Here is a 25786-nt window from a genome sequence, read left to right as displayed (position 1 = left end):
GTTATAATTTATAAATAATTTAATCTTAAATTTTAATTAAATCAATGAAAGTAGCTGTAGTAGGTTCAACAGGAATGGTTGGACAAGTTATGCTTAAAGTTTTGGAGGAGAGAAACTTCCCTGTAACAGAATTAATCCCGGTAGCATCCGAAAGATCTGTAGGCAAGAAGGTGAAGTATAAACAGAAGGAATTTACCATCGTAAGCATGAAGGACGCTATAGCTGCCAAACCGGATATTGCAATCTTCTCTGCAGGTGGATCTACTTCCCTTGAATTCGCACCTCTGTTTGCAGAAGCAGGAACAACAGTAATTGATAATTCTTCTGCATGGAGAATGGACCCTGATAAAAAACTGGTAGTTCCTGAGATCAATGCTGATGTTTTGACAAAAGAAGATAAAATCATTGCAAATCCGAACTGTTCTACCATTCAATTGGTAATGGTTTTAGGACCTTTGAACAAAAAATATGATTTAAAAAGAGTAATTGTTTCTACTTACCAGTCTGTAACAGGAACTGGTAAAGCTGCTGTAGACCAGTTAAACGGTGAAATCAGCGGAGATGATTCTATCGCAAAAGTATATCCTTATCAGATCTTCAAAAATGCACTGCCACACTGTGATGTATTTGCTGATGATGATTACACGAAAGAAGAGATCAAACTGATGAAGGAGCCTAAAAAGATTTTAGGGGATGATACCTTTAACTTAACAGCAACCGCTGTAAGAGTTCCGGTTCAGGGAGGACATTCTGAAAGTGTGAACATTGAATTCGAAAATGAATTTGAACTGGACGAAGTAAGAAAAATCTTATCCGAGACTCCCGGTGTCATCGTAATGGATGATGTGAAAAACAACCACTACCCGATGCCTTTATATTCAGAAGGAAAAGATGAGGTCTTCGTAGGAAGAATCAGACGAGATCTGTCACAGCCTAAAACGCTCAACCTCTGGATCGTTGCAGACAATCTGAGGAAGGGAGCAGCAACAAACGCTGTACAAATCGCAGAATATCTTGTAGCAAACAACTTAGTATAAACTAACAAAATAAAAAAGAGTCTCAAAATTGAGATTCTTTTTTTTATCAAACTCCATATGAATACCCAGAAAAATACCCACAAAGAGAAAATAGGATTTCAAAAACTTATTGCAGTGTTTGGAGTTATCCTTTTTATTGGAAAGATTATTGCCTGGAAGCTCACCAATTCCGATGCTGTATTTTCTGATGCCATGGAAAGTGTCGTTAATGTCATCAGCGCATTCATGGGATTATATTCCCTCCATCTTGCTGCTAAGCCTAAAGATGAAGACCACCCATATGGTCACGGAAAAGTAGAATTTGTGACTGCCGGTATTGAAGGAGCTCTTATCGCTATTGCCGGTGTTATGATTATCTATGAAGGGATTCACAGTCTTATCGTAGGAAAAACGCTGAGTAAAATTGACCTTGGGATATGGATTATTGCAGCCACTGCAGTTATTAATTATCTGCTGGGATATATTTCTATAAAAAAAGGGGAAAGAGAAAACTCTCTGGTTCTTATTTCATCCGGAAAACACCTTCAGTCCGATACCATTACCACCCTCGGAGTAGTTGGAAGCTTAGTGATTGTTTATTTTACTAAAATTTATTGGCTGGATTCAGCGGTGGCATTATCTTTCGGACTTTATATCATATTTGTAGGCTATAAAATCGTCCGAAAATCTTTAAGTGGTATTATGGATGAACAGGATCCTGAAATACTGAATCAGGTCATCAGAATCCTTGAAGGAAACAGACAGATAGAATGGATCGATGTACACAATATGAAAATACAGCAATTCGGTTCTTCCCTACATATTGATGCCCACATTACCCTTCCGTGGTATTATGACCTTCGTGATGCCCACAGTGAAATGGAAAAGGTAATTATCCTTCTTGCCAAAAATATGAAACGAAGCATTGAGTTCAATTTTCATATGGATGACTGTAAACCGATTTCATGCCCGGTCTGCCAGATCAAAGACTGCCCTGTCCGCGAAAAAGATTTTGTCAAACGTGTAGAATGGACTCCGGAGAATGTAACCAGTGTAGATAAACACACCGTAGAATAATACATTCACTTATCTTCCCTCTTTATCAATCATCTGCTTTCTGTAATAAAACATCGGAACAATCAGCAGTATAATCAAAGGCTGGATTACAAATCTTCTCATATAGAAAGAAAAAAGATATCCTATTTCAAATTTATCATAAATACAGTACAAGTAAATCGGTAATGTAATAGCAAAGACAACAATGATCATCACTGCGCCCTGCAATGTCCATTGTTTGTTTTTGAATAAACCATGAATGATCAGGCAGGAAAACAAAAGATTTAAAACGAATCTAAACAAATGTCCAGTAATCAGTTTCCCCCATTCAAATGCAGGGAATTCAATATGTTTATTCGCTTCATGGAAGTAACCAAGGAAAGGATCATAAAAAAGAGTATCCTCCAGAGCTCTCACCCCTATCAATCCACAGATTCCTGCTATAACCAGAAGCCAATTAAGAATTTTCATGTTTTAAAGCAAAAAATTTAATCCAGATCAGCCAAAGCACAACGACACTTCCATAAATAATGGCAGGAAAAATAAAATCATGGAATACTTTACCATACTCCTTATGATCTGTCATGACAATATTCAACCCAACAATTCTCAGAAGATTCATGATATACAGGATAATCAGTCCTGCCCCCACAAAGACAAAGGTTTTCATTCCTTTATAAAAAGCAAAAACGAAAGAAATAAACAAAATGATAACAGAAACAGCATTACAGCCTTCCACCATTCTCGTCTCATAGCGTTGTTTTACATAAAACCAAACCTGCTCATTCTTTACGTCATCATAAAGCTCCGTAGGATAACCTATGCTATTCTGCAGAGCAGCTACCTGATTGGCAATTATTCTTGAAAAAGAATCCAACCCGGCATCTTTACCACTATTCAGATAGAACTGATAGGCAAAAAGCAATACCAGGTAAATAATAATGAAACGCAATAAAATACCTAAAACAGGTTTAAAGTCTTTCAACATTCTACAAAGATAAAAATTAGCCTGTAATATCCTGAATTTGAATCAAGAAACTTAAAAAACACCCATCAGATCTTTCGATTATGGGATATAATACTGTAAAATTTTCTTTAAAATTCTCCATAAAATAAATATTCAACACTTTTTTATTCCTTCATTACAACGGTCTCTTCCCCTCACATTTTCACTTCTTTAAACTATAATTCCCAACTCACGTTTATTTAGTATATTTGTTTCCATATTATGACTTCTGAAAACGCAAAACGATTTTTTGAAAACCATTTGGGTAAAAAATCTTCCGAATTCGTCACATTAGCTCAAAGCGGCTCTGCGAGGGTAAATTTTCTGGCCACTGCCGGCACTGAAAAATACATCATCACCTACAATGAAAATATCCCGGAAAATGAAAGTTTCCTTTACTATTCTGAGTTATTTTCAAATTTGAAACTCAATACCCCTTCTATTCTTGCTGTTTCTGATGACAGAAAAATGTACATCCAGGAATTTTTGGGACAACACACCCTTTCGGAGATCATTACAAAAGAGCAACAATCTTCCACTGTAAGATCTTTGGTACAGCAGACATTGAAAAAACTTTTCCAAATGCAGATGCAGACGCAGGGAAAAATTGATTTTTCAAAAACCTTTGAATACGAAAGTTATGATGAGCTTCCTGTGATTCATGATCTTTATTATTTTAAAAATTTTGTGGCTGATGTCCTGGAGCTTGAATACAACAAATCAACACTTTTAAAGGAATTCAAAAAAATCGCTTTACTCATTGAAAACATTGAGCCTAAAGGAATTATGATCCGTGATTTCCAGGCGAGAAATATCATGGTGAATGAAAAGAATGAAGTTTCTTTCATTGATTACCAGTCTGCAATGAGGGGCCCATTAATGTACGATGTCATCTCTTTTCTTTTTCAGGCTAAAGCAAATTTCACCGACGATTTTAAACAGGAAATGCTGGAATTTTATATTCAGCGGTTTGAAAATCCTCAAACGAAGATTCAACTGAAAGATGCAGTGATGCCCATTCAGATGATGAGATTTTTACAGGTATTGGGAGCTTATGGATTCAGAGGTTTGATTCAGAGAAAACAGCATTTCATAGCCAGCCTGGAAAAAGGAATTCAGAATATTACACAATTTGCCGACTCATGGGAGCAGATGAATGATTATCCTGAACTGAAAAAAGTAATTCAACAACTGATTTCAGACAGAGCAAAGCAAAAAATTGAGGAAATATTAAATAACTAAGTCTTCGACTCCGCTCAGACTGACAGAAACGAAATAAAGACACTTCGACATTACTAAATAAACCTTAATGGTTTAAAATTTAAAAGAAAGAATATGCTACACATCGAGATACACAGTTTTTCATACAAGAAAGGAGGAATTCCTAAAGACAATTCAGGAAACGGCGGAGGTTTCGCTTTTGACTGCCGTGGAATTTTAAACCCGGGAAGAATTGAAGAATATAAAATTCAGACCGGAAATGATATTGGGGTTCAGGAATATCTGGAAACAAAAACGGAAATGCCAAAGTTTCTGGAACTGGTAAAATCCATTGTTTCAATCAATATCGATAACTATCTTGAGAGAGGATTTGAACATCTGCAGATCAACTTCGGATGTACCGGCGGACAGCACAGATCAGTATATTGTGCCATAAAAATTGCTGAATTTATCAAAGAAAAATATCCTGAAGGAACGGAAATCACCCTTCAGCATGATGAACAACCGCAACTGAATATTAGTAATCAATAATGAGCAATAAGTAATTTTCTAATTATACTTATATTACTCATTACCTATCACTCATTACTTATACAATTATGAAAGCTCTAATTTTCGCAGCAGGAAAAGGAACCAGATTGAAACCATTTACAGATCACCATCCGAAAGCGTTGGCAAAAGTAAACGAAATTCCACTTCTGGAAAGAAATATAAATTACCTGAAAAGTTTCGGAATAAAGGATTTTGTTATCAACATTCATCATTTTGGAGATCAGATTGTTGATTTCTTAAATAAAAACAATAATTTCGGATGCAGGATTGAAATTTCTGATGAAACCAACGAGCTTCTTGAAACAGGCGGTGGCTTGATTTTTGCGAGAAAATTTCTTGATCATAGAGAAGATTTTTTGATCATGAATGCGGATATTCTCACAGACCTGAACATCAATGCGTTGGTAGAATACCACAAAAAGATAAAAGATTTTGCTACTTTAGCGGTTTCCGACAGAGAAAGCTCGAGAAAACTCCTTTTCAATGATGATATGGTTTTGAGAGGCTGGCTGAATGTACAAACTGGTGAACAAAGGCTGGCAGAATTTAATAAAGGCTTTAAAGCGCTTGCTTTCAGCGGAATTCATTGTATCAATCCTACGATCTTCGAAAAAATAAAAAGAACAGGCAAATTTTCTGTTATGGAAGAATATCTGGACCTGATGCAGACCGAGCATATACACGGTTTTGTACATGACAGTATTCTTATCGACGTCGGAAGACCTTCATCTGTAACAGAAGCCGAAAAACACTTTAAATAAATTTTGCAATGGAAATTGATGGAACTAGGGATGAGAGTTTAGTAAATCCGGAACTTGACATTAACGAAACAAAACTACATAATAGTTTCAGACAAAAAGCCTGGGACGAAACAATCGCCAAAGACAGCTGGATGGTCTTCAAGGTCATGGCTGAATTTGTAGACGGTTATGAGAAACTGGCCAAGATTGGACCATGTGTTTCTATATTTGGTTCTGCCCGCTTGAAGCCGGAGAACAAGTATTATGAAATGGCGGTAGATATTGCGGAGAAGATTACCAAAATAGGCTTCGGAATCATCACAGGAGGTGGTCCAGGTGTTATGGAAGCAGGAAACAAAGGTGCTTTCAATGCTAAAGGAAAATCTATCGGATTGAATATTGATCTTCCTTTTGAGCAGCATTTTAATCCTTATATCAATAAATCCTATTCTATGAATTTTGATTACTTTTTCGTGAGAAAAGTAATGTTTGTAAAATATTCTCAGGGGTTTGTAGTAATGCCAGGCGGTTTCGGAACTTTAGATGAGCTTACTGAAGCGATGACTCTTATTCAAACCAACAAAATAGGAAAATTTCCAATTGTTCTGGTAGGAAGCGAATTCTGGGGAGGATTATTAGACTGGTTCAAGGCAACTCTGTTGAAAGAAGGAATGATTGCTGAAGATGATTTGGATCTTTATCGTGTGGTAGATACCGCTGACGAGGCTGTAGCACATATTAAAGCCTTTTATGATAAATATTCTGTGAATGTAAATTTTTAATTGGCATATTATTTGTGACTTATAACTAGCAAGTATGATTGTAAATCTATTAATTAAGATGAAAAAACTTTTATATATATCAGGAATTTTAACATTTTTTGTGTTAATGAGTTTTATGTATGTAGACTTTTTCTCTTCAATGACCAAAGTGGATTATGTTGATGGAAGCAAGACATTGAAGTTTACCACAAAAATGAATACAAGCCACATCTCTGATGCCATCAAGATCAACCCCAACACGGCTGGATTTGAAGCGGAGGTAAAAAAATATGTGAACAATAATTTTGATGTGTTTGTCAATGGTGCTCCTAAAACGATAACCTTCACAGGAAGTCAGGTCAGTGGAGAAACTGTATGGGTGTATTTTGAAACCGGAGGTGTTTCAGATATCAATACCTTAAAGATTAAAAATACGATTCTCTTAAGCGCTTTTCCTAAGCAGATCAATCTGGTGAACATCGCCTACAAAGGCAGCCAGAAAACAATGAACTTCCAAAGAGGAAAAGAAGTGAATGAGGTTTCTTTTTAACGTGAATTAGATTTAACCATTATAAAATGGGTACCCTGGAAAGTAAAATTTTCAGGGTATTTTTTTGTTGAAAAACAAACAAGTCACATCAAAGAGATTAATTACGTACAAATACTTAACTGTAAATTTCAGCATTTACACTATAATATTTTCATTATCAGCAATGTACATTTGTATTGTAATTACAACCAAACGTGAAGCCGGAATCACTTTAATAACGGGGCGAAATCTGAAAAGCCAAATGAGTAAGAAATACCAAACTAAAAACGAAATATCATGGACGATGCAACACTTAAATCATCGAGTCAGGCAATAGATATCCTGATCGTAATTGACACGGATTATGTACGGGCAAATTATAAAAGCCCCAGTACGGATCCAAACAGACCTGTAGGAATTGACCATAACAGCCAGCATATGATTGTTTCCAATGCCAATGCTATCTCAGGACAGGGTTCTGCTGACTTGAACTTCAGCGCAAGAGCAGGAGATACAGTTTCTTTCAGAGGAACATCCATCTACCAGAATTCCGATGACGCAGTTATTATTTATAATATTAAATACTGGTCAGGAGATCAGGTTTTTAATAATTTCGTATATAATTCTGTGAGAAGAAAGCAAGCTGCTGTACCAGATGTAAATTCTTTAAACGGCCTCCCTGCCACTTCTGCAGATATCAGCTTTGCCAGTATTGACTCAAAAGTTAGATCTACTGGAAAAGAGAACTTCTATGTACAATTCGGCCTTTACATTTTAGACCCGAATGACAGTAACAAACAGATTTTGTACGGGTACTTTTACTGGGATCCAACAATTACGGTTAAGTAAACGAAAATAAAACCTCTTATAAATAAAATCGGGCAGCTCGTACGAGCTGCCCGATTTCTATAAAGTATATTAGAATATATTTTATCCTAATTTATTACTCAATTTTGATATTGTCAATCTGAAGATCATATATTCCGTCTTTTCCTGTTTTTAGGGCAAACATAGTTTTTCCAGAGGTAACGTTAAGATCGGTAAGACCTGTAAGGGTAAGCTCAATCAGTCTCCATTGTCCGTTTGTATTAATTGACCCGGTATATGAATTCGTACTTTCAGGGCTTAAAGTAGCACCTGTAGAGAATGTTCCTAAATTGAATGTATAGAAAGCAGACGTATTAGGAGCCAGTGGTGTTGCTCTATATACATTGAAAGAAAGTGATTTCCCTGACGCAGTACCTTTGATATACATTGTAATTCTCTTTGGAGCCGCTGGTATTCCTGACGCAGCATTCGCTGTAAATACATAGTCATTATTGGCAGGTGTACCTTTAATCTGAAGGGAATTTGTCCCGTTATACCCCAACCCACTACCTTGAGATGCATAAGGCATAAGCCCAAAGCTATTTAAACTTGACAGGAAAGATGCCCAGTTTTCAAAATCAGAGCTCGGGAAAAGATTTACAGCACTAGCAGAAGGAAGTTCCGGCTCTCCTGGAGTGAATCTGGCGTTAGGGAAATTAATATCATTAAGATCTCTTATATAAGCCTGATCTGTGAAAACCGTCGCGTTATTTGAGCTTGTAAAACGGCTTAAAACAAGAACGATATCACCACTTTTTTCATATTTAGGAGCGATCGGAGATTTTCCAAAAGTTGAAAAATTACTGAAACGAAGATCTAATCTGCCTGCTTTTTTATCCGTGATATAACGATCCCCTGTAGCTGATTCGTCAGCAAAGTTCTTTGCCAATTCAGGCTCTTCAAACTGAACGTTTTTTATTTTCACAAGCTGATTAATGTGCGCACCGTTTTTCAGAGCATCAGAGATAAAGTTGAACTCTAATGGTTTCATAGCAGCTACTACAGGCTTCTGTCCATCGCAAACTCTTGCCATGTAATTTGAAACTTTATTTGGGTTGATTCTACCGATAGGATAGTTAGGATCATAAGTACCTACTTTAATGTTTCCATTAACTCCCTGAACGATCAATCCTTTAAGGTTGATTCTTACTAAAGCTCCTACCGGATAATCAAGATATTGGCTTGCACCATCAATGTCAATCTCAATACCTTGTGTCGGGTTTTCAGGCTTATCCTGAAGGAACATCATTTTGTAAAGATTTCCGGATTCATCACTTGAAGAAACGTAAGCTTCTACGATGAAATCTTCTTTAATGATATCAGCTTCAACGGGCTTTGCTTTTGCAATGGTTGTAATGTCAGATAACTGGTGATTAGCCGCAGCAAATTTGTTGGTGCATTTGATTTCCGGCACATCATAATCATCAGTTTTTACACAAGACGAGATTGCCAGCATTGAAATGGCACTAAAGATCACCGCTTTAAAATATATATTTTTCATTGTTTTCGATTTTTAATTTTAATTTTTTAGAATCTGAATTGAAGGTTAACAAAATAAGATCTACCCTGATTATACCAATATTTAGGAGCAAATACCATGTTTCCGCTGTCATAATCATTAGCATAGTCAGTATAGTTAACGTTTCTTGTCTGCTCAAATCCTCCTGTAATAAAGTTTCTGTTATTAAGGATATTATTTACCGATGCAGACACCAATACATAATACTTACCAATCAGCCAGGATTTACCTGCATTCACATTGAAGAAGAATGCTGATGGCAATTTTGTAGGAGTCAGAATTCTTGCAAGTTCTTCTTCAGTTACGTTATCATAAGGAACTCCCGGTGTATTAGGGTTTGTATAGAATCTTTCTGTTCTGGTTACAGGAGACGGGTCAAGGAACGAATGTCCGAAATAGTTCCATGTAGCTCCTACCCACCAGTATTTAGGGCTGCTGTAACGAAGACCTAAAGTATACGCCTCCTGAGGTGTTCCTCCCTGTCTGTAGTTTTTAAGGGTAGCCTCTCCCATATTGGTATAAGACCTTGATACGATATTTCCGTTTCCATCAAGTTCTCTGAATGTTCCTACAGCATCAGATGCAAAATAAACGGTAGGGTTATTAGTATAAGTATATTGTCCTACACTTAGTAATCCGCTGGCTGTCAAAGTAGGGGTAAGTTTCACCTGTGCACCAAGTTCGATCCCCATGTTTCTCTTATTAGCCCCTGCCAATACCTGTGTAATGAAAGCCCCATCCTGAACAGGAGCTTGATCTCCGCTTTCAGTCAGAGTAGTTAACTTAACTCCCTGTGCGAAATATCTTTGTACACTTGTTTCATTCTGAGTGTTAACAAGATAACCTGTCAATCTAAGTTTTACAATCGGAGTAGAGATTACATAACTCAAATCGTTGGCATCAACAACAACATTCTTGATTCCCGGAGTCGTAACACCACTTACTCTTGTATTAAAATAAATATCATTTAAGAAAGGAGACTGTGAAAAGTAAGCTCCGTTATAAACCAGGAAGTTTCTACCATTGATTTTATAGGTAACCTGACCTTTAACCCCTGCATTCCAGAAGTTTTGGTCTGCTCCTTTTCCGTAAGAAGACTCATACAGGTAGTGTTGGAACAATCCTTCTCTGCTGTTTGTTGTATAACCAAATAATCCGGAAACAAAAACATCAAATTTCCCTGTTGAGAATTTGAAAGCAGGATTTACTTTAAATTCCTGTCTTCTGAAAATATAACTGTATCCGATTTTGTCACCTTCTCTTTTGGCAACATCAGTATCATTTTCTCTTGTATTAAATTTACCCCAAACACTCCCTGCTGTTGTATTGGATGCAAACGGATCCATATTCAGGGCAAAGTCAGCTCCTAAAAGATCGTTTACTTCTCTGTACTGTTCAGATCTGTAGTTCTGGTAAGATAAGTTTAAAATAAAACGGGAGGTATCGCTAAAGTTATAAGTGTAGTGTGTAGAGACATTCCATACTTTATCATCTTTTACATCGTCCACAAGATAATAAGCTGCTCTTCTCCCTCCAAACATGGCATTATACTCTACGTTTCTGTTGGCATTATAAAGATTATCCCAGTTGATCTGTGTATGCGACTGATCATCATTGGTCCACCAGTCTCTTGTAATTCCGACGTTGGCGGCTTGTTCCGGAGACGGATTTGTATAGTTTAACCAATAGCTTGGTAAGTTACGGTAATAGGTTGGAGACGGGTTATTAGCTCTGTACCAATCCAGCCTAGAACTGTATTCTTTACCAAACTGGTAAGAAACAGACGTCCATAACTGAGAGTTTTTATTGATTTTCCAGAAATCCTGCAATTGAATCATGGGCTGGAAACCTCTTTTCACCCTTTCATTTCTTTTATCTCCGTTTTGCCATCCCCAATAAGAGTTATAATGAACACCTCGGAAATCATACACTTCCTGAGTGCTTGGACTTGAAGAGCTTCTTGAATATTTGGAACCAATGGCATTTAAGGTAATTGTATGGCTATCACTGAATTTCTTCTCAATACCAATATATCCACTGTATGCATCATAAGCAGTACCATCCTGAATCCCTTCCTGTGCCCATCTTCTTGCGATCATTCCTGTAAATGCCCATCCGTTCTTATTCATTCCGGAAGAGAATCTGTAAGACAGTCTGTTCGTATAGTTTCTGTTGGTTAGAGAGTATGTCAATTGACTTCCTTTTCTGTACTCGCTGGCTCTGGTATTCTTATAAAATACTCCGGTAGTTCCTCCGAAAGCATATTCAGAAGGTGCATGATTAGCTGAAATTTCCGGGTAACGGGTAATTTCGTTCAATCCGCCCCAGGTACTGAAATCTACATCTCCATTATCCGCAGCGGCCATAGAAACCCCGTTGATCATATTCTCCCCTGTTCTGCTATCAATTCCTCTTGGGCGGAACCAGTACGGTCCTAAATCGAAACTTGCAATTCTGTTGAATGCATCCTGAGAAGCCTGCAGTAATCCTACAGTGGCTGTTTGCTGTACACCACCGCTATCACTTTCTCCCGAGTCTTCTATGATAGCAAGCCCCTGATCTGCACCGTTCAATGCAGAATAAAGAGTGATTACTCCAAGATCTTTTCTTTTCTCATCACTGGTTACATCAAATTCAAAAATTTTAGTTTCAAAATTTGGCTTTGTAACCATAATCTGATAATGTCCTGGCATCAAATCCGTAAATTGGAAATATCCGATTTTGTCTGCCTTCGCATCATTTCCTGCTCCTTTTAAATCTACACTTGCTTGCTCAACAGGCTTTCCTTCCGCATCCTTAAGATACGCAAACACTGTTGTCTGCGCATAATAATATGAAGCAGGCAGCAAAGTAAATAAAGAGATCAATGATAATTTTTTAATCATGACTATGTTTATTTTTTTAATACTTTTCTTATTAATTTTCAACAGTTTAAAAGTTGGGGGCACAAATTTAATCAAATTTTGTAATTCACAACTTTTTTAACCCTATTTTTCCTTAACACTGCAAGGTTTTAAGAATCATTATATAATTGACACTAAGACAATTGCTTTTAAATTTACAAATATTTAAAACGTAGTGAATTAAAAAAAGTAAATTTGTAAATTAAATAGTATTAATAATAACTCAAAGAGGATGAAGAGATTTTCGAGTCTGTTTGCCATCATTATTTCGATCATGGCATTTTCACAGCAACAAGGAAAACTGAGAAAAGTAGCTACTGTAGGTTTTTTAAACGTAGAAAACCTTTGGGACACTATCCGTTCAGCGGATTATATTGATGGGACCAAAGACATTAAAAATCCTGCCTTTCACAGAAGTATTCCTATAGATTCTATCAAATTTCTGGAAGCTGAAAAATATGACGGACCATGGAGTGACGGTGCTCTGATTGGTAAAAAAGTAGTTAGAGAGCAAGGTGGTTCTGAAGAATTTACCCCAAAAAGTGCAAAGAACTATGGGACTAAAATTTATAAAGCAAAACTGGCCAATGAAGCCAAAGTAATTTCTGAAATGGGAGCACAATATACCAAAACAGCTCCGGCAGTAGTTGGGTTAATTGAGGTTGAAAACAGACAGGTTATCCAGGATCTGATCAATGAACCTGCTTTAAAGAAATATGATTACGGAATCATTCATTACAACTCTTACGATTACAGAGGGATTGACGTTGCATTGATCTATCAGAAAAGAAGATTCACCCCTACCAATTCATTAAAAAAAGAACTGAAAATATACGGTGACAACGGAAGAAGAGAGTATACAAGAGATATCCTTGTTGTAACAGGGTTTTTAGATAATGAAAAAGTGGCATTCTTTATGAACCATTGGCCTTCAAGAAGAGGAGGTGAAGCAATTTCTTTACCGAAAAGAAATGCAGCTGCAGCTTTATTGAAACAACAAATGGACAGTATAAGAGCCGCAGATCCAACAACTAAGCTTTTTGCAATGGGCGACTTTAATGATGATCCTGTAAGCCCAAGTTTAAAAAACCACCTGAAAGCTCAGGCAGCACCTAAAGATTTAAGTGAAGAAACACCTTACCTGAATCTGATGTATCCTTTATATAAAAAAGGCGTGGCATCTCTTGCCTATCAGGATGCACCTAACCTGTTTGACCAGATTATTGTTTCTAAAAACGTAATTTCAGATCAGGTAACTAAAGAATATTCGGTGTACAAAACCGAAATTTTTGCCCCGGCTTATTTAGTCAATAAAGAAGGAAATTATAAAGGATATCCCTTCAGATCCTGGAATGGAGATCAATTTACAGGAGGCTACAGTGACCACTTCCCGGCATTTGTAGTTCTTCAGAAAGAACCATAAACAAGTTAGGCACTCTTATTGGAGTGCTTTTTTTATGTAAATACCTTAATCATGAAAAATATTATTTTATTGGTATTGATCGCATTAATACCTTACAGCTGTTTTTCTCAGGAAAAACCAAAGAAAGATAAAGAACAACATGAAATGAAGCCTTCCAAAAACGAAGACGGAGAATGGGACCTTACGGTCATTGATACACAATTCGATTATTTTTTGAGCGCTGTTGCCAAACCCATCAGCCAGTATACAGAATCTTATCTGAAGACAAAGAACACATTTTTGGTCAACGAATGGAACAGTTATTATAACTCCGGGAGATACAGAAATATCATAGAATCCGGGATAGATTATAATCCTCAGGAAAATTATGGGATCAAGTTTGAATATAAATTATACCAGGTTTTTGTATATGTAAACTGGAAGTATAAGCTCAGAATGAACGGATTATCCGGAAGCGATGCCATAAGGTAATTATACAATGACTCTCAATAAAAAAGGTTCAGAAATTCTGAACCTTTTTATTTTTATATAGCTTGAAAATTATTTATTAAATAACTCCTCTACTTTATCCCAGTTTACAACTTCAAAGAATGCAGCAACATAGTCAGGTCTTCTGTTTTGGTAGTTTAAATAATAAGCGTGCTCCCAAACATCTAATCCTAAAACCGGAGTTCCTTTAACGTCTGCTACAGGCATTAATGGGTTGTCCTGGTTTGGGGTAGAAGAAACAGATACAGAACCGTCAGCATTTTTTACTAACCAAGCCCATCCTGAACCGAATCTTGTTTTAGCAGCATCAGAAAAGTCAGTTTTGAATTTCTCAAGACCTCCGTAATTTTCGATAGCAGCTTTTACATTTCCTACAGGCTCTTTGCTTCCTCCCGGAGTTAAAATTTCCCAGAACAATGAGTGATTGAAGTGTCCTCCTCCATTATTTCTTACTGCTGGTTTATCAGTTCCTGTCTGGCAGATTTCTTCAATAGTTTTTCCTGCTAGTTCAGTTCCTTCAATTGCTTTATTTAAATTGTCAATGTATGCCTGGTGGTGTTTTGTATGGTGGATTTCCATAGTTCTTGCATCAATAGTTGGCTCTAATGCATCATATGCATATCCTAGTTTTGGTAATTCAAATGACATAATCTTTATTTTTAATGTTATATTCCAAAATTAGCCAATATTTAAGGGATTATCAAGGATTGAATATTACTTTAATAAATCTTTAACATTGATATATTGATTTAGAATGAATTACGTTTTAAAATATTTATCTCCATGACAATAAAAAGCACGAACCCAATGGCCCGTGCTTTCTATTAAACAATAATTAAATTAATTTATTTATTCATAGACATCAGGAATTCTTCATTATTAAGAGTTCCTTTAATGTTTTTATTTACAAATTCCATTGCTTCCACAGGATTCATTTCAGAAAGGTATTTTCTGAAGATCCACATTCTCTGAGAAGTTACTTCATCCAGAAGAAGATCATCTCTACGGGTGCTTGAAGAAATTAAGTCGATAGCAGGATAAATTCTTCTGTTAGCAATTTTTCTGTCTAACTGAAGCTCCATGTTACCTGTACCTTTAAATTCTTCAAAGATCACTTCATCCATTTTAGAACCTGTATCAATCAATGCAGTGGCAATAATCGTAAGAGATCCTCCTCCTTCGATTTTTCTTGCTGCACCAAAGAATCTTTTCGGCTTGTGAAGAGCATTGGCATCTACCCCACCGGAAAGAACTTTACCAGATGCAGGAGTAACGGTGTTGTATGCTCTTGCCAATCTCGTGATTGAATCCAGTAAGATAACAACATCATGTCCGCACTCAACCATTCTCTGTGCTTTCGCCAGAACAAGGTTAGCTACTTTCACATGTTTTTCAGCTGCTTCGTCAAATGTAGAAGCAATAACTTCTGCATTTACACTTCTTTCCATATCAGTAACCTCTTCCGGACGTTCATCGATCAAAAGAACCATCATGTATACTTCCGGGTGGTTAGCAGCAATAGAGTTAGCGATATCTTTCAGCAACATCGTCTTACCTGTTTTAGGCTGTGCAACGATCATTGCTCTCTGTCCTTTTCCAATAGGTGCAAACAGGTCTACAATTCTTGTAGAAACCGTAGATTCACTTCCTGCAAGATTGAATTTCTCTTCAGGGAAAAGTGGCGTAAGATATTCAAAAGCCACACGGTCTTTAATGAACGCAAGATCACGACCATTAACTTCTGTAGGTTTTAATAGTGAAAAATATTTCTCTCCTTCTTTCGGAAGTCTTACAATCCCTTTTACAGTATCTCCGGTTTTCAACCCATAATTTCTAATCTGTGCAGTAGATACATACACGTCATCAGGAGAAGAGATATAACTGAAGTCTGAAGAACGCAAAAATCCGTAGTTATCCGGTAATATTTCCAAAACCCCTTCAATACTTACCAAACCATCGAAATTGAATTCTTTTTTATGGTCATGCTGCTCCTCTGCCTTTTCAGAATGTCTGTTTTGATTCTGATTCTGGTTTTGATGCTGCTGGTGTTGCTGGTTTTGGTTTTTATGTTGGTTTCCACTGTTCTGTGGATGGTTGTGTCCTTTTTGAGATCTGTTAGCCTGTTGTTGAGGATTGTTAGGCTTTTCATCGGCCTGAGCAGGCTCTTGAGATTCTGTGTTTTTTGGAGCTTCTGTTTTTTCCTGAGATACTTCTGCATTACCTGTATTGGTAGAAACTCTTTTTCTTTTCTTTTTAGCCTGGGCACTTGCTGCTGATTCTTCTGTTACTGCAGCTGCTTCAGCTTTGGGTTCTTCCGGTTTTACTTCTTCAGAAGCGGATACCTTTTCTTCTACTTTCACTTCTGCTTTAGGTTCTTCTGCCGGAGCTTTTGTATTGGTTTTTGGCTTGGCTGCCGGTTTTTTCGGAGCAGCTTTTCTTGCTGGGGCTTTAGCAGGTTTATCTGCTGGGGCCTCTTCAGTATTTATACTGGCGGTTTCTGTGGCGTTGAAATAATCTTTTGCAACTTTAGGGTTAGAAGCCTGAAAGTCAAGAATAGCAAAGATCTTGTCATTTTCATTGCTGGTTCTTGCAACTTTAACGCCCAAATCTTTTAAGATTTTAGTCAGTTCCGTTACGGATTTTGACCTTAACGTTTCTATGTTAAACATATTTATGTAAAAATGTAATTAATTGTGAGTAAGAAAAGTAAGTCCGGCGACTTTGGTTTTCAAGTACATTGTATAATGCAAATCTACACTTATTTTTGAATTGTGCAAAATTTATGTTATTTTTGCCAAGAATTTAATATTCAATGCTACAGAGAATACAAACTATATGGACTTTATTAGCAGTTTTAGCTGCTGTTTTCCTTTTTATAACGGGACAGGATGTTGTGATTTCAGACAGTATTCCTTTACTTAATATTAGCAGTATAGTGCTTGTTATTGTGGGAGCATTAAGTATTTTTAGTTTCAAAAACAGAAAAAGACAAATTTTGCTGAATACCATCAGCATCATTATAAACGTTTTGTTGATTGGTGTATTGGCGTACTGGTTACTAAACTTATCCGGAGGAATTCAGATTCCTGAGAAGGGTATTGAGCCGATTTTCCCATTGATTGCGGTAATATGTCTGCTTATTGCAAATATGTATATCCGTAAAGATGAGAGGCTCGTAAAATCTGTAGACAGACTTCGATAGCCTTACAACGATTTTTTGAGTGAGAACAGCTTCTTTTTAGGAGCTGTTTTTTTATTTCCCACATATTCTGTAATTTCAATGCACCTTTTTGATCAAAACCACGACAGATCATATAACTTTTAATAAAAGACAATGAAAAAGCTAACATACCTTACTTTATCACTATTCTCTATAGTTACTTTTGCACAGGAAGTTTCCAAAGAAAAAGTAAAAACAGTTCTTTCCACTCTTGCTTCAGACGAAATGAAGGGCCGTGAAATCGGAACTCAGGAAAATGAAAATGCTGCCAACTACATTGCTAAGCTCTTCAAAGAAAATAATCTGGAATACTGTACCGGAAAATCATATCTGGTACCATTTGATTATAATGGGAAAACGGTATACAATGTCTGCGGGGTCAAAAAGGGAAAAACAGATCAATATCTTGGATTCTCAGGGCATTTTGATCATATCGGGACCAGTGACAAAAGTGGTGACAACATTTATAACGGAGCAGATGATGATGCCAGCGGAATTACAACTCTGGTAGGTATTGCCGACTATTTTAAAAATAAAAAGCCAGAATTTTCAATGGTCTTCATGGCGTTCAATGGGGAAGAAAAAGGAATGTTAGGTTCAAGAGCAATTTCGACGGACAAAAACCTGGATCCTATCTATAATAAGATGACTGCCCTTTTCAATTTTGAAATGGTAGCTACAGAATCACAATGGGGAAAAAATGCATTATATATGACGGGAGACGGATTCTCCGATCTTGATGAGCTTTTCAATAAAAATGCTGTAAACGGATTAAAAATCAATGCAGATCCCTATGCAAAACAACAGCTGTTTTACCGTTCAGACAATGTCAGCTTTGTAAAAAAGAAAATCATTGCCCATTCATTCTCTACCGTTGATATGACAAAAGCTTCTCATTATCATCACGAAAATGACGATATCAACATCGTAGATTTCGATAATATGACACAGATTATCAATAATTTTGGAAAAACGCTGGATAAACTGAATCCTAAAAATTTTACTCCAAAGTATAACGATCAGGTAAAATTTTAATTAAACTATCCTATAAAGAACCGCTTTTTCAGCGGTTCTTTTGTTAAACAGCCACAGCCTTTTATCTTTTAACATTGAGTTTCAATGTCCGATTATTTAATAAAAAATAAAGTACAATACTCCTGAGTTGTAACAAAAAGACATTTTTTGGAACATATCCATTAAAGTAAAACAGGATTAAGAACGTCTTATCTTTTAATTTTACGTAATTTTGCTATCCAATTTTTTCATTGAATGAACCAATATATTAAAATACTGAAGTTCGCAAGACCTCACCAAAAATACATCTACGGAAGTTTGTTTTTCAACCTTATGTATTCTGTATTTCAGATTGCTTCCCTTGGGACTATTCTACCGGTTTTGGGAATGCTTTTCGGAACCATAGAGGCTAAAAAATACAGTCATCCTCCTGTTTATTCAGGAGAGATTTTAGATTTTTTCTCTTATGCAAAAGAATACGCCAATTATTACGTTCAGACTTTAGTAACTGAGCATGGAGCCCTTAATGTTTTGGCATGGCTTTGTGTGATAACGGCTTTTATGTTTTTACTGAGAAACCTTTTCAGATATTTGGGTTCGTTTTTACTGATCAATTATCGTGTAGGGGTTACTAAAGACCTTCGTGGAGCAATGTACAGAAAGATTCTTGCTTTACCTGTTTCCTTTTTTACGGAAAGCAGAAAGGGAGATCTGATGTCCCGTATGTCAAATGACGTGGGTGAAGTTGAAGGTAATATCTTGGGAAGCTTAGTGGAATTAATCAATGCACCTTTCATGTTGATAAGCACATTGGTAACTCTTTTCTTCTTAAGTACTGAGATGACTCTTTTCTCACTTCTGGTATTGCCTGTAATGGGAACGATGATTGCCTTAATAGGAAAAAGCCTGAAAAAAGATTCTCATGAAGCTCAGAATGAAATGGGAACTATTTTCTCAATTGTAGATGAAACATTGAAATCTACAAAAGTGATTAAGATTTTCAGTGCCGAAAAAATAATGGATAACCGTTTTATGCAGTCAATGCAGAAATGGATCAACAGTTCCATAAGATTAGGTAGAAAAAAGGAACTGGCATCTCCGATGAGCGAATTTTTAGGTTCGGTTACCTTCCTAATTATTGCCTGGTATGGTGGAAAACAAATTATTGTAGAACAAAGTATTTCACCAGCTGACTTCTTGGTTTTCCTGGGTATTTTCTTCCAGATTTTACCTCCTGTGAAAAGTTTGTCACAGTCAATTTCAAATGTACAGAAAGGAGAAGCTTCTCTTGAAAGAGTATTAGCCATTCTGGATGCTGATGTAAAAATTGATGAAATAGCAAATCCTGTTTCTATCTCAACATTAAATCATTCAATCGAGTTTAATAATATTGGTTTTTATTACGATAAAGACCATACCATCCTTAAAAACTTCTCACTTTCTATTCCAAAAGGAAAAACGGTTGCTCTTGTTGGGCAAAGTGGAAGTGGTAAAACAACCATTGCCAATCTTTTAGCAAGGTTCTATGATGTTTCTGAAGGAGAAATCATGATTGACGGAACCAATATTAAACATTTAAAATTAAATGAATACCGCAAGCTTCTGGGTATGGTAACCCAGGAATCTGTATTATTCAATGATTCCGTTTACAATAATATTCTGATGGGTAAACCTGATGCTACAAGAGAAGAAGTGATTGCTGCCGCAAAAATTGCCAATGCAGATGCATTTATCACAAGGCTTCCTGAAGGGTATGATTCCAATATCGGAGATGATGGAGGTAAGCTTTCCGGAGGTCAGAAGCAGAGAGTTTCTATTGCGAGAGCCGTATTGAAAAACCCACCAATTATGATTCTGGATGAAGCCACCTCTGCGCTGGATACGGAATCTGAAAGATTTGTACAGGATGCACTGGAGAAAATGATGGAAAACAGAACTTCCCTGGTAATCGCCCACCGTCTTTCAACAATTCAGAAAGCAGACTGGATCGTAGTGATGGAAAAAGGTGACATCGTAGAACAGGGAACACATCATGACCTGATTGCTAAAAAAGGAATGTATAACAAACTTGTTGAACTTCAAAACTTCGACTAATATTTTAATTCAATTAAAATGAATCCTATACAAGAGTATTTCTACAGAATCGAAGAGCCTGAGAGAAGTACTCTTTTATTTTTACATGATTCTATTTTAGCTTCCGATCCCGAAAATATTACGGAAACATTCAGTTTCGGGCTTCCTTTTATCAAGTACAAAAAGAAGATGCTGTGTTATTTTTATTACAGCAAAAAATACAAGAAACATTATATCAGCTTTTATCATGGTGACAAACTGGATTATCCGGAGCTGATTCTGGATGGCAGAAAGAAGTTTAAAATCCTCTTGATTGATCCTGAAGAAGATCTTCCCGTAGAATTCATATTAAACCTCACGGAAGAGATTAAAAAGTATATAAAATAAAAAACTCCGGCACGAATCATCGTACCGGAGCCCTCTTTAAAAAACTTTATCATTGTGTGTTTATTCCGCTGAATTCTGCCTGTTTAATTGCCCAGGCAATCATATTGGCAAAAAGAATCGAATTTTGAACCTGCATTGATCCTGTTGCATATCCGTTTCCGGCATATCCGTAAGAAGATTTCTGAACCGGGAAATATCCTCCCGAACTCGGTGCTACAAAAGGTTCAATGGTATTGCTTGCATATTGATTTCCATTCGCATTTTCATTACTTAAAAAACCACCGTCACCAAACCATATAAAGTTTAAACTGGTATTTCTTAATCCCGAAATTCCTGTTCTTGCAGTTGTACTGTTAATAGGCTGTGCATAGCTGTAAGGAACAAATCCACTTGTCAATCCGGAAATATTGACGGTTGTAGAAGCATCTTCCCCCCAGTTTTTACCTCTTACATCTCCAAAAGGTCCGTTAAGGATAGGATCATCAGAATTGGTAAGAGCATAAACCGAACCTGCACCGCCTCCATAAGAAGCTGAAATGGTAGGATCAGAGAATATTCCTCTGAATAAGTTCTGCGCCGTACCTGTATCATCTGTCATGGCAATTACAACTCCTTTTTTATTAAGATAAGAAGCAATATAGCCTGCATCTGTAGCATTAGGTGTATAGTTATAGCCAATGACAACAATATCAGGCTTGTTATTAAGAGCTGTCTGAAGAGCTGCTGATGAAGGTGAGTTTCCTAAAGATATATGGGTAAAACCTTCATATTTGACAATACTTGAGGCTGTTGTGCCAAAATTTGTCGGAGCATCCATCAGGCTTCGTGAAGGACCGGTGTAAGCACTATATCCGTAAGCTGTTTCTAATCCGATATGAAGTACTGTCTTCTTAGGAATTACAACCACTACATTTACAGAGCAGGTTGTAGATACTCCTCCCTGGCTGTCTGAAGTAATAGTAATAGTTTTCACTGATGTAGAAGATGGTGTTCCTGTTCCGCCTAATGTTATATTTTGATTTCCTGTAGCTGTAAATGTTCCTGATCCACTGAAAGAAATTCCGTCAACTGTATTGGATGTAATGGTGTAACTTCCCAATGTTGAAACATTGACCGGTAACGTAATAGTATTGGAAGCTGTAAGAGCGGTTCCTACTTTGTACACGCCATTTACTGTTGCATTTCCACAGCTCATGGTATATGTTCCCGCAGGGCTCAATACTGTAATTGATATCGCCGGAGTACAGGTAACAGCTGCTCCATTGGCTTCAAGTGATACGTTATCTGTCTGGATATTCTGAGGAGTTCCTTGTCCCGGAATCTGTATCGTTTGGGTGCCTGTATTCAAAAACACTCCCGTTCCGTAAAAGTTATATCCGTTTGTTGTAGTTCCGGAAATAGTGTAGTTACCAACTTTTGTAACATTGACCGCAATAGTCAGATAATTAGAATTCGTAAGCTCTTTTCCTTTTACATAGCTTCCCATTGCTTTGGACGTGGAGCAATCTATAGTAAAAACAGATTTTCCCATCTGCCCGCAGACACTTTTCCATTCGTTATCCGCAAGACTCCAGTAATTAAAACAATCTTCTGTAGTATTGTAAACCGTCAGTCCGTCGTCTTTGGATTGATTAATTACAATGGCATTTCGTTGTGCTTCTGTAAGCCGCGGAATCAGCACTCCTTTGTTATTATTTCCTGAGATAACATCCAAAACAGAATTAGCATTAGGGGTAGTGGTGTTAATTCCTACCGCACCATTATTGGCTTGTGAATAAAATTTTCCAAAGGCAAAGAGCAACGCTATCAGCAAGACCTTGATTGGGGGAATTGTAAATTTTGTTTCCATCATTTTAAGTTATAATTTGTTTAATGATTAAAATTTTTGACTAAGCCATTTAACCGTCACAAAATTATAACCCTCAGACAATTACAAATTAATTCTCACTACGCAATACTACTCACGCGTAGTAAAACTCACAAAAACAAAAAATACCACCCCACCAGTACCCAACATTACGTGTGAGTAACAAAAATCAAAATTTTGTCTATATTTTAATCAAAAAGCTGTTGATATTGATCTCAGAGGAAATATTAAGTTTTTTTCTAATCCTGTATTTTTTACTCTCTACAGCCCGAATACTGTTATTAGTACACTGCGCTATTTTCTTGGTATCAAAATCAAGCTTCATCAAAGCACAGAAATACAGCTCAGAATGAATAAGGTTAGGATTTATTTTTAAAACATCAGGTATAAAATGAGGGAAAAACACCTGGAATTTTTCAAAAAACATGGGAGAATTACTTTCTGCCAGACTTAAAATCTCCTCAATATTTTCTTCTGAAAGATGGTTGATAAGGATCTGATGCTTCATCAGTTCCGTATTTGTTTTTACCAGATCTTTAATGGTAGAATCTTTCTTTTTTTTATCAGAAATCAAGCCATGAATCAACGCATCTTTCTGAGTAATAAAAACGATATCCATCAGGAAAGACGCAATGGAAAATAAAATATTCAGCAACTTTATTGTTTTAAAATCCCCGGCTTTTATAAATTGACTCTTAGACAGGAAGTCAAAATCAAAATACAGAACTACAATAAAATTAATACTGATCATAAACGTAATGAAAAAGATGGCAAAAGCATCTTTTTTATAGTTCAGGAAGAATGGGACAGCAAACAGAAGACAGAAATAAAAATACTCTACCCCCGCATTTTTATAAGTATAAATATTAAAGAAACTCACTATGAAAGTCAGTAAGACAAATATAAAGAGGATGAAACTTTTCAAGACCTTTCTAAACCGTTTTGTTTTCCCTTTCAGTGCCATTAGAAACAACCAGAAAAAGGTAATAACCGTAAGAAATGTTGAGATCAGCATATCCCCGAAAAAAGTAATAATAAAAACGGAATAAAACAGGAAGATGAGAAACAATAAAAGCAGATAACGATTAATAAGATTCAGATAGTTACTGTCAAAATCATCGTTCATTTTCTCCGTTTCATCATTGATCATCTTATAGAAAAACTTATAAATCATCGTGTAGTTTTTTTATGTTTTCACAAGCTCAGGTTGGCATTTGTACTACTGAAAGCATAAATTTTCCAATATTAACAGCTTTTAAATAAAAACTCACAAAACAAAATATAGGTCTGTAATTTTTAGTGATAAAAGAATATGATTTGTGTTTTCCAGATACAATTTACTAAAATCCAACATTAAAATAAACAAATAAAAAAGCATTTTTATAAAAATTAATATTGTTTGTTCTATCTCATTTAAAAGTATAAATAGCTTGTGTTTTTTTAACAGGCAAAGTTATTTAATACAAACAAAAAAGCATTCTTTCCTATATACGCAATATTACTCATGCGTAGTTAAACTCAAATGAGCAGATTACTCTTTCATCCTTCAAATAAAAAAGAGAGCCATAAAGGCTCTCTTTTCAGTTTATATTCGATAAGAATCTTAATTTTCTTTCAGTTTGGCAATAACATCCAAGCCTCCTTTTGTAATATCTCCGATCTTACAGATAATCTCAGTGTCCAAAGGCAGGAATACATCCATTCTCGACCCAAATTTAATAAATCCGAACTCATGTCCGGCTTTTGCTTTATCACCTTCATTACAGTAGAAAACAATCCTTCTTGCCACATATCCGGCAATCTGTCTGAAAACTACTTTATGATGGGTTAAAGTTTGTACGGCTACAGTCGTTCTCTCATTTTCTGTAGAAGACTTTTCATGCCAGGCTACCAGATATTTTCCCGGATGGTACTTTTTGTAAATCACTTCACCCGAAACCGGATATCTACAGATGTGAACATTCAGCGGGGACATAAAAATAGAAACCTGAATGGCTTTCCCTTTTATAAATTCATCTTCATCCACTTCTTTGATCATTACTACTTTTCCGTCCACCGGAGCGATCACGTTTTCTTTGTGATCCAATATATTACGATCCGGAACTCTGAAAAACCAGAAAACTAAACTGTAAATAACCAACAAAGGCATAATGATCAGCAGGGACCATATTTTAAGGAAATAAATTGCTAAAGCGCCCAAAATAATAAAAAGTATGGTCGCAACGGTAATTGTTCCTTTTGATTCTCTATGTAATTTCATGAGACTAAATAAATTTTTCTAAAATAAAGTACAAATATACGACAGGAACACAGATAATAAAACTATCCAGTCTATCTAAAACTCCCCCATGTCCTGGAATGATGTTTCCACTGTCTTTCACACCGAAATTTCTTTTCAGTTGGCTTTCTACCAAATCGCCTAACGGAGCAAAAGCAGCAACTAAAAATCCTACGACCATCCAGTTCCCTCTCAGTTCAGGCTGATAATGCTCAATAAAGTAGGATAAAACCAATGTAAGCACTACACCTCCTGCATATCCTTCCCATGTTTTTTTAGGAGAAATTTTAGGGGCCATTTTATGTTTACCAAAAAACTTTCCTACCAGATATGCAAAAGTATCACTACTCCAGATGAGGATAAACAAGAATAAAACTTCCAGTGAGAAAGTATCATTATAGCTAGAGAACTTTGGCAGTCCCAATGCAAAACTGAATGGGAGCGCTACGTAAATAACGGTAAAAATAAGTTTTCCGCTGTCGAAGTATAATTCGTTGGGATATTTGAATAAAGTAACCACAGCAATCCCAATCAGAGCCAGGGCAAGTATTTCACTGAGTCTGAAATCAAAAAAGAAATCGTGGCTGAAATATCTTTTGGAAAAAATATAGAATATAAAAATGACCAATGGATATACGATCCATTTTTCATAGCCGTTTCCAAACTTCATGATTTTAACACATTCCCAGGTCCCCACAATCAGTAACAGACTCATTAAGCCATAAAAAAGATACTGTTGTTTGATAAGGCCAGGGGCAATGCTGTTCAACAGTTGCGCTCCCAGCGGAGTCGAACAAAGAATAATGACGGCTACATAAACTATACCTGATACGGTTCTTTGAATGAGATTTTTATCCAAAATTTA

The 25786-nt window shown here is 36.3% G+C and carries 24 protein-coding genes; 14 read left to right on the top strand and 10 right to left on the bottom strand.

Going from position 1 to position 25786, the window contains the following annotated elements:
* Positions 1–44: 44 nt before the first annotated feature.
* Both DYR29_RS16800 and DYR29_RS16795 read left to right on the top strand, forming a co-directional pair.
* A complete protein-coding gene (locus DYR29_RS16800; RefSeq protein WP_213277770.1) occupies positions 45–1037 on the top strand; it encodes an aspartate-semialdehyde dehydrogenase in 993 nt (330 codons plus the stop codon).
* A 57-nt stretch (positions 1038–1094) separates the two neighbouring features.
* Positions 1095–2093 carry a cation diffusion facilitator family transporter gene (locus DYR29_RS16795; protein ID WP_213277769.1) on the top strand — a complete coding sequence of 333 codons (999 nt, stop codon included), beginning with the start codon at positions 1095–1097 and terminating at the stop codon, positions 2091–2093.
* Between the two features lie 9 nt (positions 2094–2102).
* Here the strand turns inward: DYR29_RS16795 and DYR29_RS16790 are convergent, their stop codons facing one another.
* Positions 2103–2543, bottom strand: a complete 441-nt coding sequence (locus tag DYR29_RS16790) for an exosortase F system-associated membrane protein (protein WP_213277768.1) — start codon at positions 2541–2543, stop codon at positions 2103–2105.
* Entirely contained in the window at positions 2530–3060 is a 531-nt protein-coding gene (xrtF, locus tag DYR29_RS16785) for an exosortase family protein XrtF (protein ID WP_213277767.1), read from the bottom strand. Before xrtF ends, DYR29_RS16790 begins: the two co-directional genes overlap by 14 nt.
* A gap of 240 nt (positions 3061–3300) precedes the next feature.
* On the opposite strand from xrtF, the gene DYR29_RS16780 reads away from it, so the two are divergent.
* From DYR29_RS16780 to DYR29_RS16755, 6 genes are all read left to right on the top strand, one after another.
* Positions 3301–4320: an aminoglycoside phosphotransferase family protein gene (locus DYR29_RS16780; RefSeq protein WP_213277766.1), complete on the top strand. Its 1020-nt coding sequence runs from the start codon at positions 3301–3303 to the stop codon at positions 4318–4320.
* 93 nt (positions 4321–4413) lie between these two features.
* Positions 4414–4830, top strand: a complete 417-nt coding sequence (locus DYR29_RS16775; RefSeq protein ID WP_047427230.1) for a RapZ C-terminal domain-containing protein — start codon at positions 4414–4416, stop codon at positions 4828–4830.
* 68 nt (positions 4831–4898) lie between these two features.
* Positions 4899–5612, top strand: coding sequence for a nucleotidyltransferase family protein (locus DYR29_RS16770; RefSeq protein ID WP_213277765.1), 714 nt, complete (start codon positions 4899–4901; stop codon positions 5610–5612).
* Between the two features lie 8 nt (positions 5613–5620).
* On the top strand, positions 5621–6373 hold the full coding sequence (locus tag DYR29_RS16765) for a TIGR00730 family Rossman fold protein (RefSeq protein WP_213277764.1): 753 nt from the start codon (positions 5621–5623) through the stop codon (positions 6371–6373).
* Between the two features lie 58 nt (positions 6374–6431).
* Positions 6432–6902 carry a DUF6702 family protein gene (locus DYR29_RS16760; RefSeq protein ID WP_228408605.1) on the top strand — a complete coding sequence of 157 codons (471 nt, stop codon included), beginning with the start codon at positions 6432–6434 and terminating at the stop codon, positions 6900–6902.
* A 276-nt stretch (positions 6903–7178) separates the two neighbouring features.
* Entirely contained in the window at positions 7179–7730 is a 552-nt protein-coding gene (locus tag DYR29_RS16755) for an inclusion body family protein (protein ID WP_142717230.1), read from the top strand.
* Positions 7731–7824: 94 nt separating this feature from the next.
* Here the strand turns inward: DYR29_RS16755 and DYR29_RS16750 are convergent, their stop codons facing one another.
* Both DYR29_RS16750 and DYR29_RS16745 read right to left on the bottom strand, forming a co-directional pair.
* Positions 7825–9249: a DUF5689 domain-containing protein gene (locus DYR29_RS16750; RefSeq protein ID WP_213277763.1), complete on the bottom strand. Its 1425-nt coding sequence runs from the start codon at positions 9247–9249 to the stop codon at positions 7825–7827.
* 26 nt (positions 9250–9275) lie between these two features.
* Complete coding sequence (locus tag DYR29_RS16745; RefSeq protein ID WP_213277762.1) at positions 9276–12152, bottom strand: carboxypeptidase-like regulatory domain-containing protein; 2877 nt, start codon at positions 12150–12152, stop codon at positions 9276–9278.
* Between the two features lie 250 nt (positions 12153–12402).
* On the opposite strand from DYR29_RS16745, the gene DYR29_RS16740 reads away from it, so the two are divergent.
* Both DYR29_RS16740 and DYR29_RS16735 read left to right on the top strand, forming a co-directional pair.
* Positions 12403–13593, top strand: a complete 1191-nt coding sequence (locus DYR29_RS16740; protein ID WP_213277761.1) for an endonuclease — start codon at positions 12403–12405, stop codon at positions 13591–13593.
* Between the two features lie 51 nt (positions 13594–13644).
* The gene (locus DYR29_RS16735; RefSeq protein WP_213277760.1) at positions 13645–14064 is read left to right on the top strand and encodes a DUF6146 family protein; all 420 of its coding nucleotides are present in this window, start codon (positions 13645–13647) and stop codon (positions 14062–14064) included.
* A 69-nt stretch (positions 14065–14133) separates the two neighbouring features.
* Here the strand turns inward: DYR29_RS16735 and DYR29_RS16730 are convergent, their stop codons facing one another.
* Positions 14134–14730 (bottom strand): superoxide dismutase, encoded by a 597-nt coding sequence (locus DYR29_RS16730; protein WP_213277759.1) that lies wholly within the window; start codon positions 14728–14730, stop codon positions 14134–14136.
* A 197-nt stretch (positions 14731–14927) separates the two neighbouring features.
* A complete protein-coding gene (gene rho / locus DYR29_RS16725) occupies positions 14928–16751 on the bottom strand; it encodes a transcription termination factor Rho (RefSeq protein ID WP_213277758.1) in 1824 nt (607 codons plus the stop codon).
* Positions 16752–16894: 143 nt separating this feature from the next.
* On the opposite strand from rho, the gene DYR29_RS16720 reads away from it, so the two are divergent.
* From DYR29_RS16720 to DYR29_RS16705, 4 genes are all read left to right on the top strand, one after another.
* Positions 16895–17284: a DUF4293 family protein gene (locus DYR29_RS16720; protein WP_213277757.1), complete on the top strand. Its 390-nt coding sequence runs from the start codon at positions 16895–16897 to the stop codon at positions 17282–17284.
* A 132-nt stretch (positions 17285–17416) separates the two neighbouring features.
* A complete protein-coding gene (locus tag DYR29_RS16715; protein WP_213277756.1) occupies positions 17417–18337 on the top strand; it encodes a M28 family peptidase in 921 nt (306 codons plus the stop codon).
* 234 nt (positions 18338–18571) lie between these two features.
* Positions 18572–20410 carry an ABC transporter ATP-binding protein gene (locus tag DYR29_RS16710; RefSeq protein ID WP_213277755.1) on the top strand — a complete coding sequence of 613 codons (1839 nt, stop codon included), beginning with the start codon at positions 18572–18574 and terminating at the stop codon, positions 20408–20410.
* Between the two features lie 18 nt (positions 20411–20428).
* On the top strand, positions 20429–20776 hold the full coding sequence (locus DYR29_RS16705) for a DUF1801 domain-containing protein (RefSeq protein ID WP_213277754.1): 348 nt from the start codon (positions 20429–20431) through the stop codon (positions 20774–20776).
* Between the two features lie 49 nt (positions 20777–20825).
* Here the strand turns inward: DYR29_RS16705 and DYR29_RS16700 are convergent, their stop codons facing one another.
* The 4 genes from DYR29_RS16700 to DYR29_RS16685 form a co-directional block, all read right to left on the bottom strand.
* The gene (locus DYR29_RS16700; RefSeq protein ID WP_213277753.1) at positions 20826–22628 is read right to left on the bottom strand and encodes a hypothetical protein; all 1803 of its coding nucleotides are present in this window, start codon (positions 22626–22628) and stop codon (positions 20826–20828) included.
* Positions 22629–22824: 196 nt separating this feature from the next.
* Positions 22825–23817 (bottom strand): helix-turn-helix transcriptional regulator, encoded by a 993-nt coding sequence (locus tag DYR29_RS16695; protein ID WP_213277752.1) that lies wholly within the window; start codon positions 23815–23817, stop codon positions 22825–22827.
* A gap of 429 nt (positions 23818–24246) precedes the next feature.
* On the bottom strand, positions 24247–24903 hold the full coding sequence (locus DYR29_RS16690; protein ID WP_047422254.1) for a phosphatidylserine decarboxylase family protein: 657 nt from the start codon (positions 24901–24903) through the stop codon (positions 24247–24249).
* Between the two features lie 4 nt (positions 24904–24907).
* The gene (locus DYR29_RS16685) at positions 24908–25780 is read right to left on the bottom strand and encodes a phosphatidate cytidylyltransferase (RefSeq protein ID WP_213277751.1); all 873 of its coding nucleotides are present in this window, start codon (positions 25778–25780) and stop codon (positions 24908–24910) included.
* Between the last annotated feature and the right edge of the window lie 6 nt (positions 25781–25786).

Origin of the sequence: Chryseobacterium indologenes (assembly GCF_018362995.1) — a bacterium.
GTDB classification, from domain to species: Bacteria; Bacteroidota; Bacteroidia; order Flavobacteriales; family Weeksellaceae; genus Chryseobacterium; species Chryseobacterium indologenes_G.
Note: the sequence above shows the minus strand (reverse complement) of the source record. Positions and strands in the feature narration are given on the sequence as shown.

Bases quoted from the DNA above. Each gene is read 5' to 3' on its own strand.
- DYR29_RS16735 (WP_213277760.1), top strand. From the start codon at position 13,645: ATGAAAAATATTATTTTATTGGTATTGATCGCATTAATACCTTACAGC.
- rho (WP_213277758.1), bottom strand. From the start codon at position 16,751: ATGTTTAACATAGAAACGTTAAGGTCAAAATCCGTAACGGAACTGACT.
- DYR29_RS16700 (WP_213277753.1), bottom strand. From the start codon at position 22,628: ATGATGGAAACAAAATTTACAATTCCCCCAATCAAGGTCTTGCTGATA.
- DYR29_RS16690 (WP_047422254.1), bottom strand. From the start codon at position 24,903: ATGAAATTACATAGAGAATCAAAAGGAACAATTACCGTTGCGACCATA.
- DYR29_RS16775 (WP_047427230.1), top strand. From the start codon at position 4,414: ATGCTACACATCGAGATACACAGTTTTTCATACAAGAAAGGAGGAATT.
- DYR29_RS16695 (WP_213277752.1), bottom strand. From the start codon at position 23,817: ATGATTTATAAGTTTTTCTATAAGATGATCAATGATGAAACGGAGAAA.
- DYR29_RS16705 (WP_213277754.1), top strand. From the start codon at position 20,429: ATGAATCCTATACAAGAGTATTTCTACAGAATCGAAGAGCCTGAGAGA.
- DYR29_RS16710 (WP_213277755.1), top strand. From the start codon at position 18,572: ATGAACCAATATATTAAAATACTGAAGTTCGCAAGACCTCACCAAAAA.
- DYR29_RS16715 (WP_213277756.1), top strand. From the start codon at position 17,417: ATGAAAAAGCTAACATACCTTACTTTATCACTATTCTCTATAGTTACT.
- DYR29_RS16740 (WP_213277761.1), top strand. From the start codon at position 12,403: ATGAAGAGATTTTCGAGTCTGTTTGCCATCATTATTTCGATCATGGCA.
- DYR29_RS16755 (WP_142717230.1), top strand. From the start codon at position 7,179: ATGGACGATGCAACACTTAAATCATCGAGTCAGGCAATAGATATCCTG.
- DYR29_RS16800 (WP_213277770.1), top strand. From the start codon at position 45: ATGAAAGTAGCTGTAGTAGGTTCAACAGGAATGGTTGGACAAGTTATG.
- DYR29_RS16730 (WP_213277759.1), bottom strand. From the start codon at position 14,730: ATGTCATTTGAATTACCAAAACTAGGATATGCATATGATGCATTAGAG.
- DYR29_RS16770 (WP_213277765.1), top strand. From the start codon at position 4,899: ATGAAAGCTCTAATTTTCGCAGCAGGAAAAGGAACCAGATTGAAACCA.
- DYR29_RS16750 (WP_213277763.1), bottom strand. From the start codon at position 9,249: ATGAAAAATATATATTTTAAAGCGGTGATCTTTAGTGCCATTTCAATG.
- xrtF (WP_213277767.1), bottom strand. From the start codon at position 3,060: ATGTTGAAAGACTTTAAACCTGTTTTAGGTATTTTATTGCGTTTCATT.
- DYR29_RS16760 (WP_228408605.1), top strand. From the start codon at position 6,432: ATGAAAAAACTTTTATATATATCAGGAATTTTAACATTTTTTGTGTTA.
- DYR29_RS16765 (WP_213277764.1), top strand. From the start codon at position 5,621: ATGGAAATTGATGGAACTAGGGATGAGAGTTTAGTAAATCCGGAACTT.
- DYR29_RS16795 (WP_213277769.1), top strand. From the start codon at position 1,095: ATGAATACCCAGAAAAATACCCACAAAGAGAAAATAGGATTTCAAAAA.
- DYR29_RS16790 (WP_213277768.1), bottom strand. From the start codon at position 2,543: ATGAAAATTCTTAATTGGCTTCTGGTTATAGCAGGAATCTGTGGATTG.
- DYR29_RS16720 (WP_213277757.1), top strand. From the start codon at position 16,895: ATGCTACAGAGAATACAAACTATATGGACTTTATTAGCAGTTTTAGCT.
- DYR29_RS16780 (WP_213277766.1), top strand. From the start codon at position 3,301: ATGACTTCTGAAAACGCAAAACGATTTTTTGAAAACCATTTGGGTAAA.
- DYR29_RS16745 (WP_213277762.1), bottom strand. From the start codon at position 12,152: ATGATTAAAAAATTATCATTGATCTCTTTATTTACTTTGCTGCCTGCT.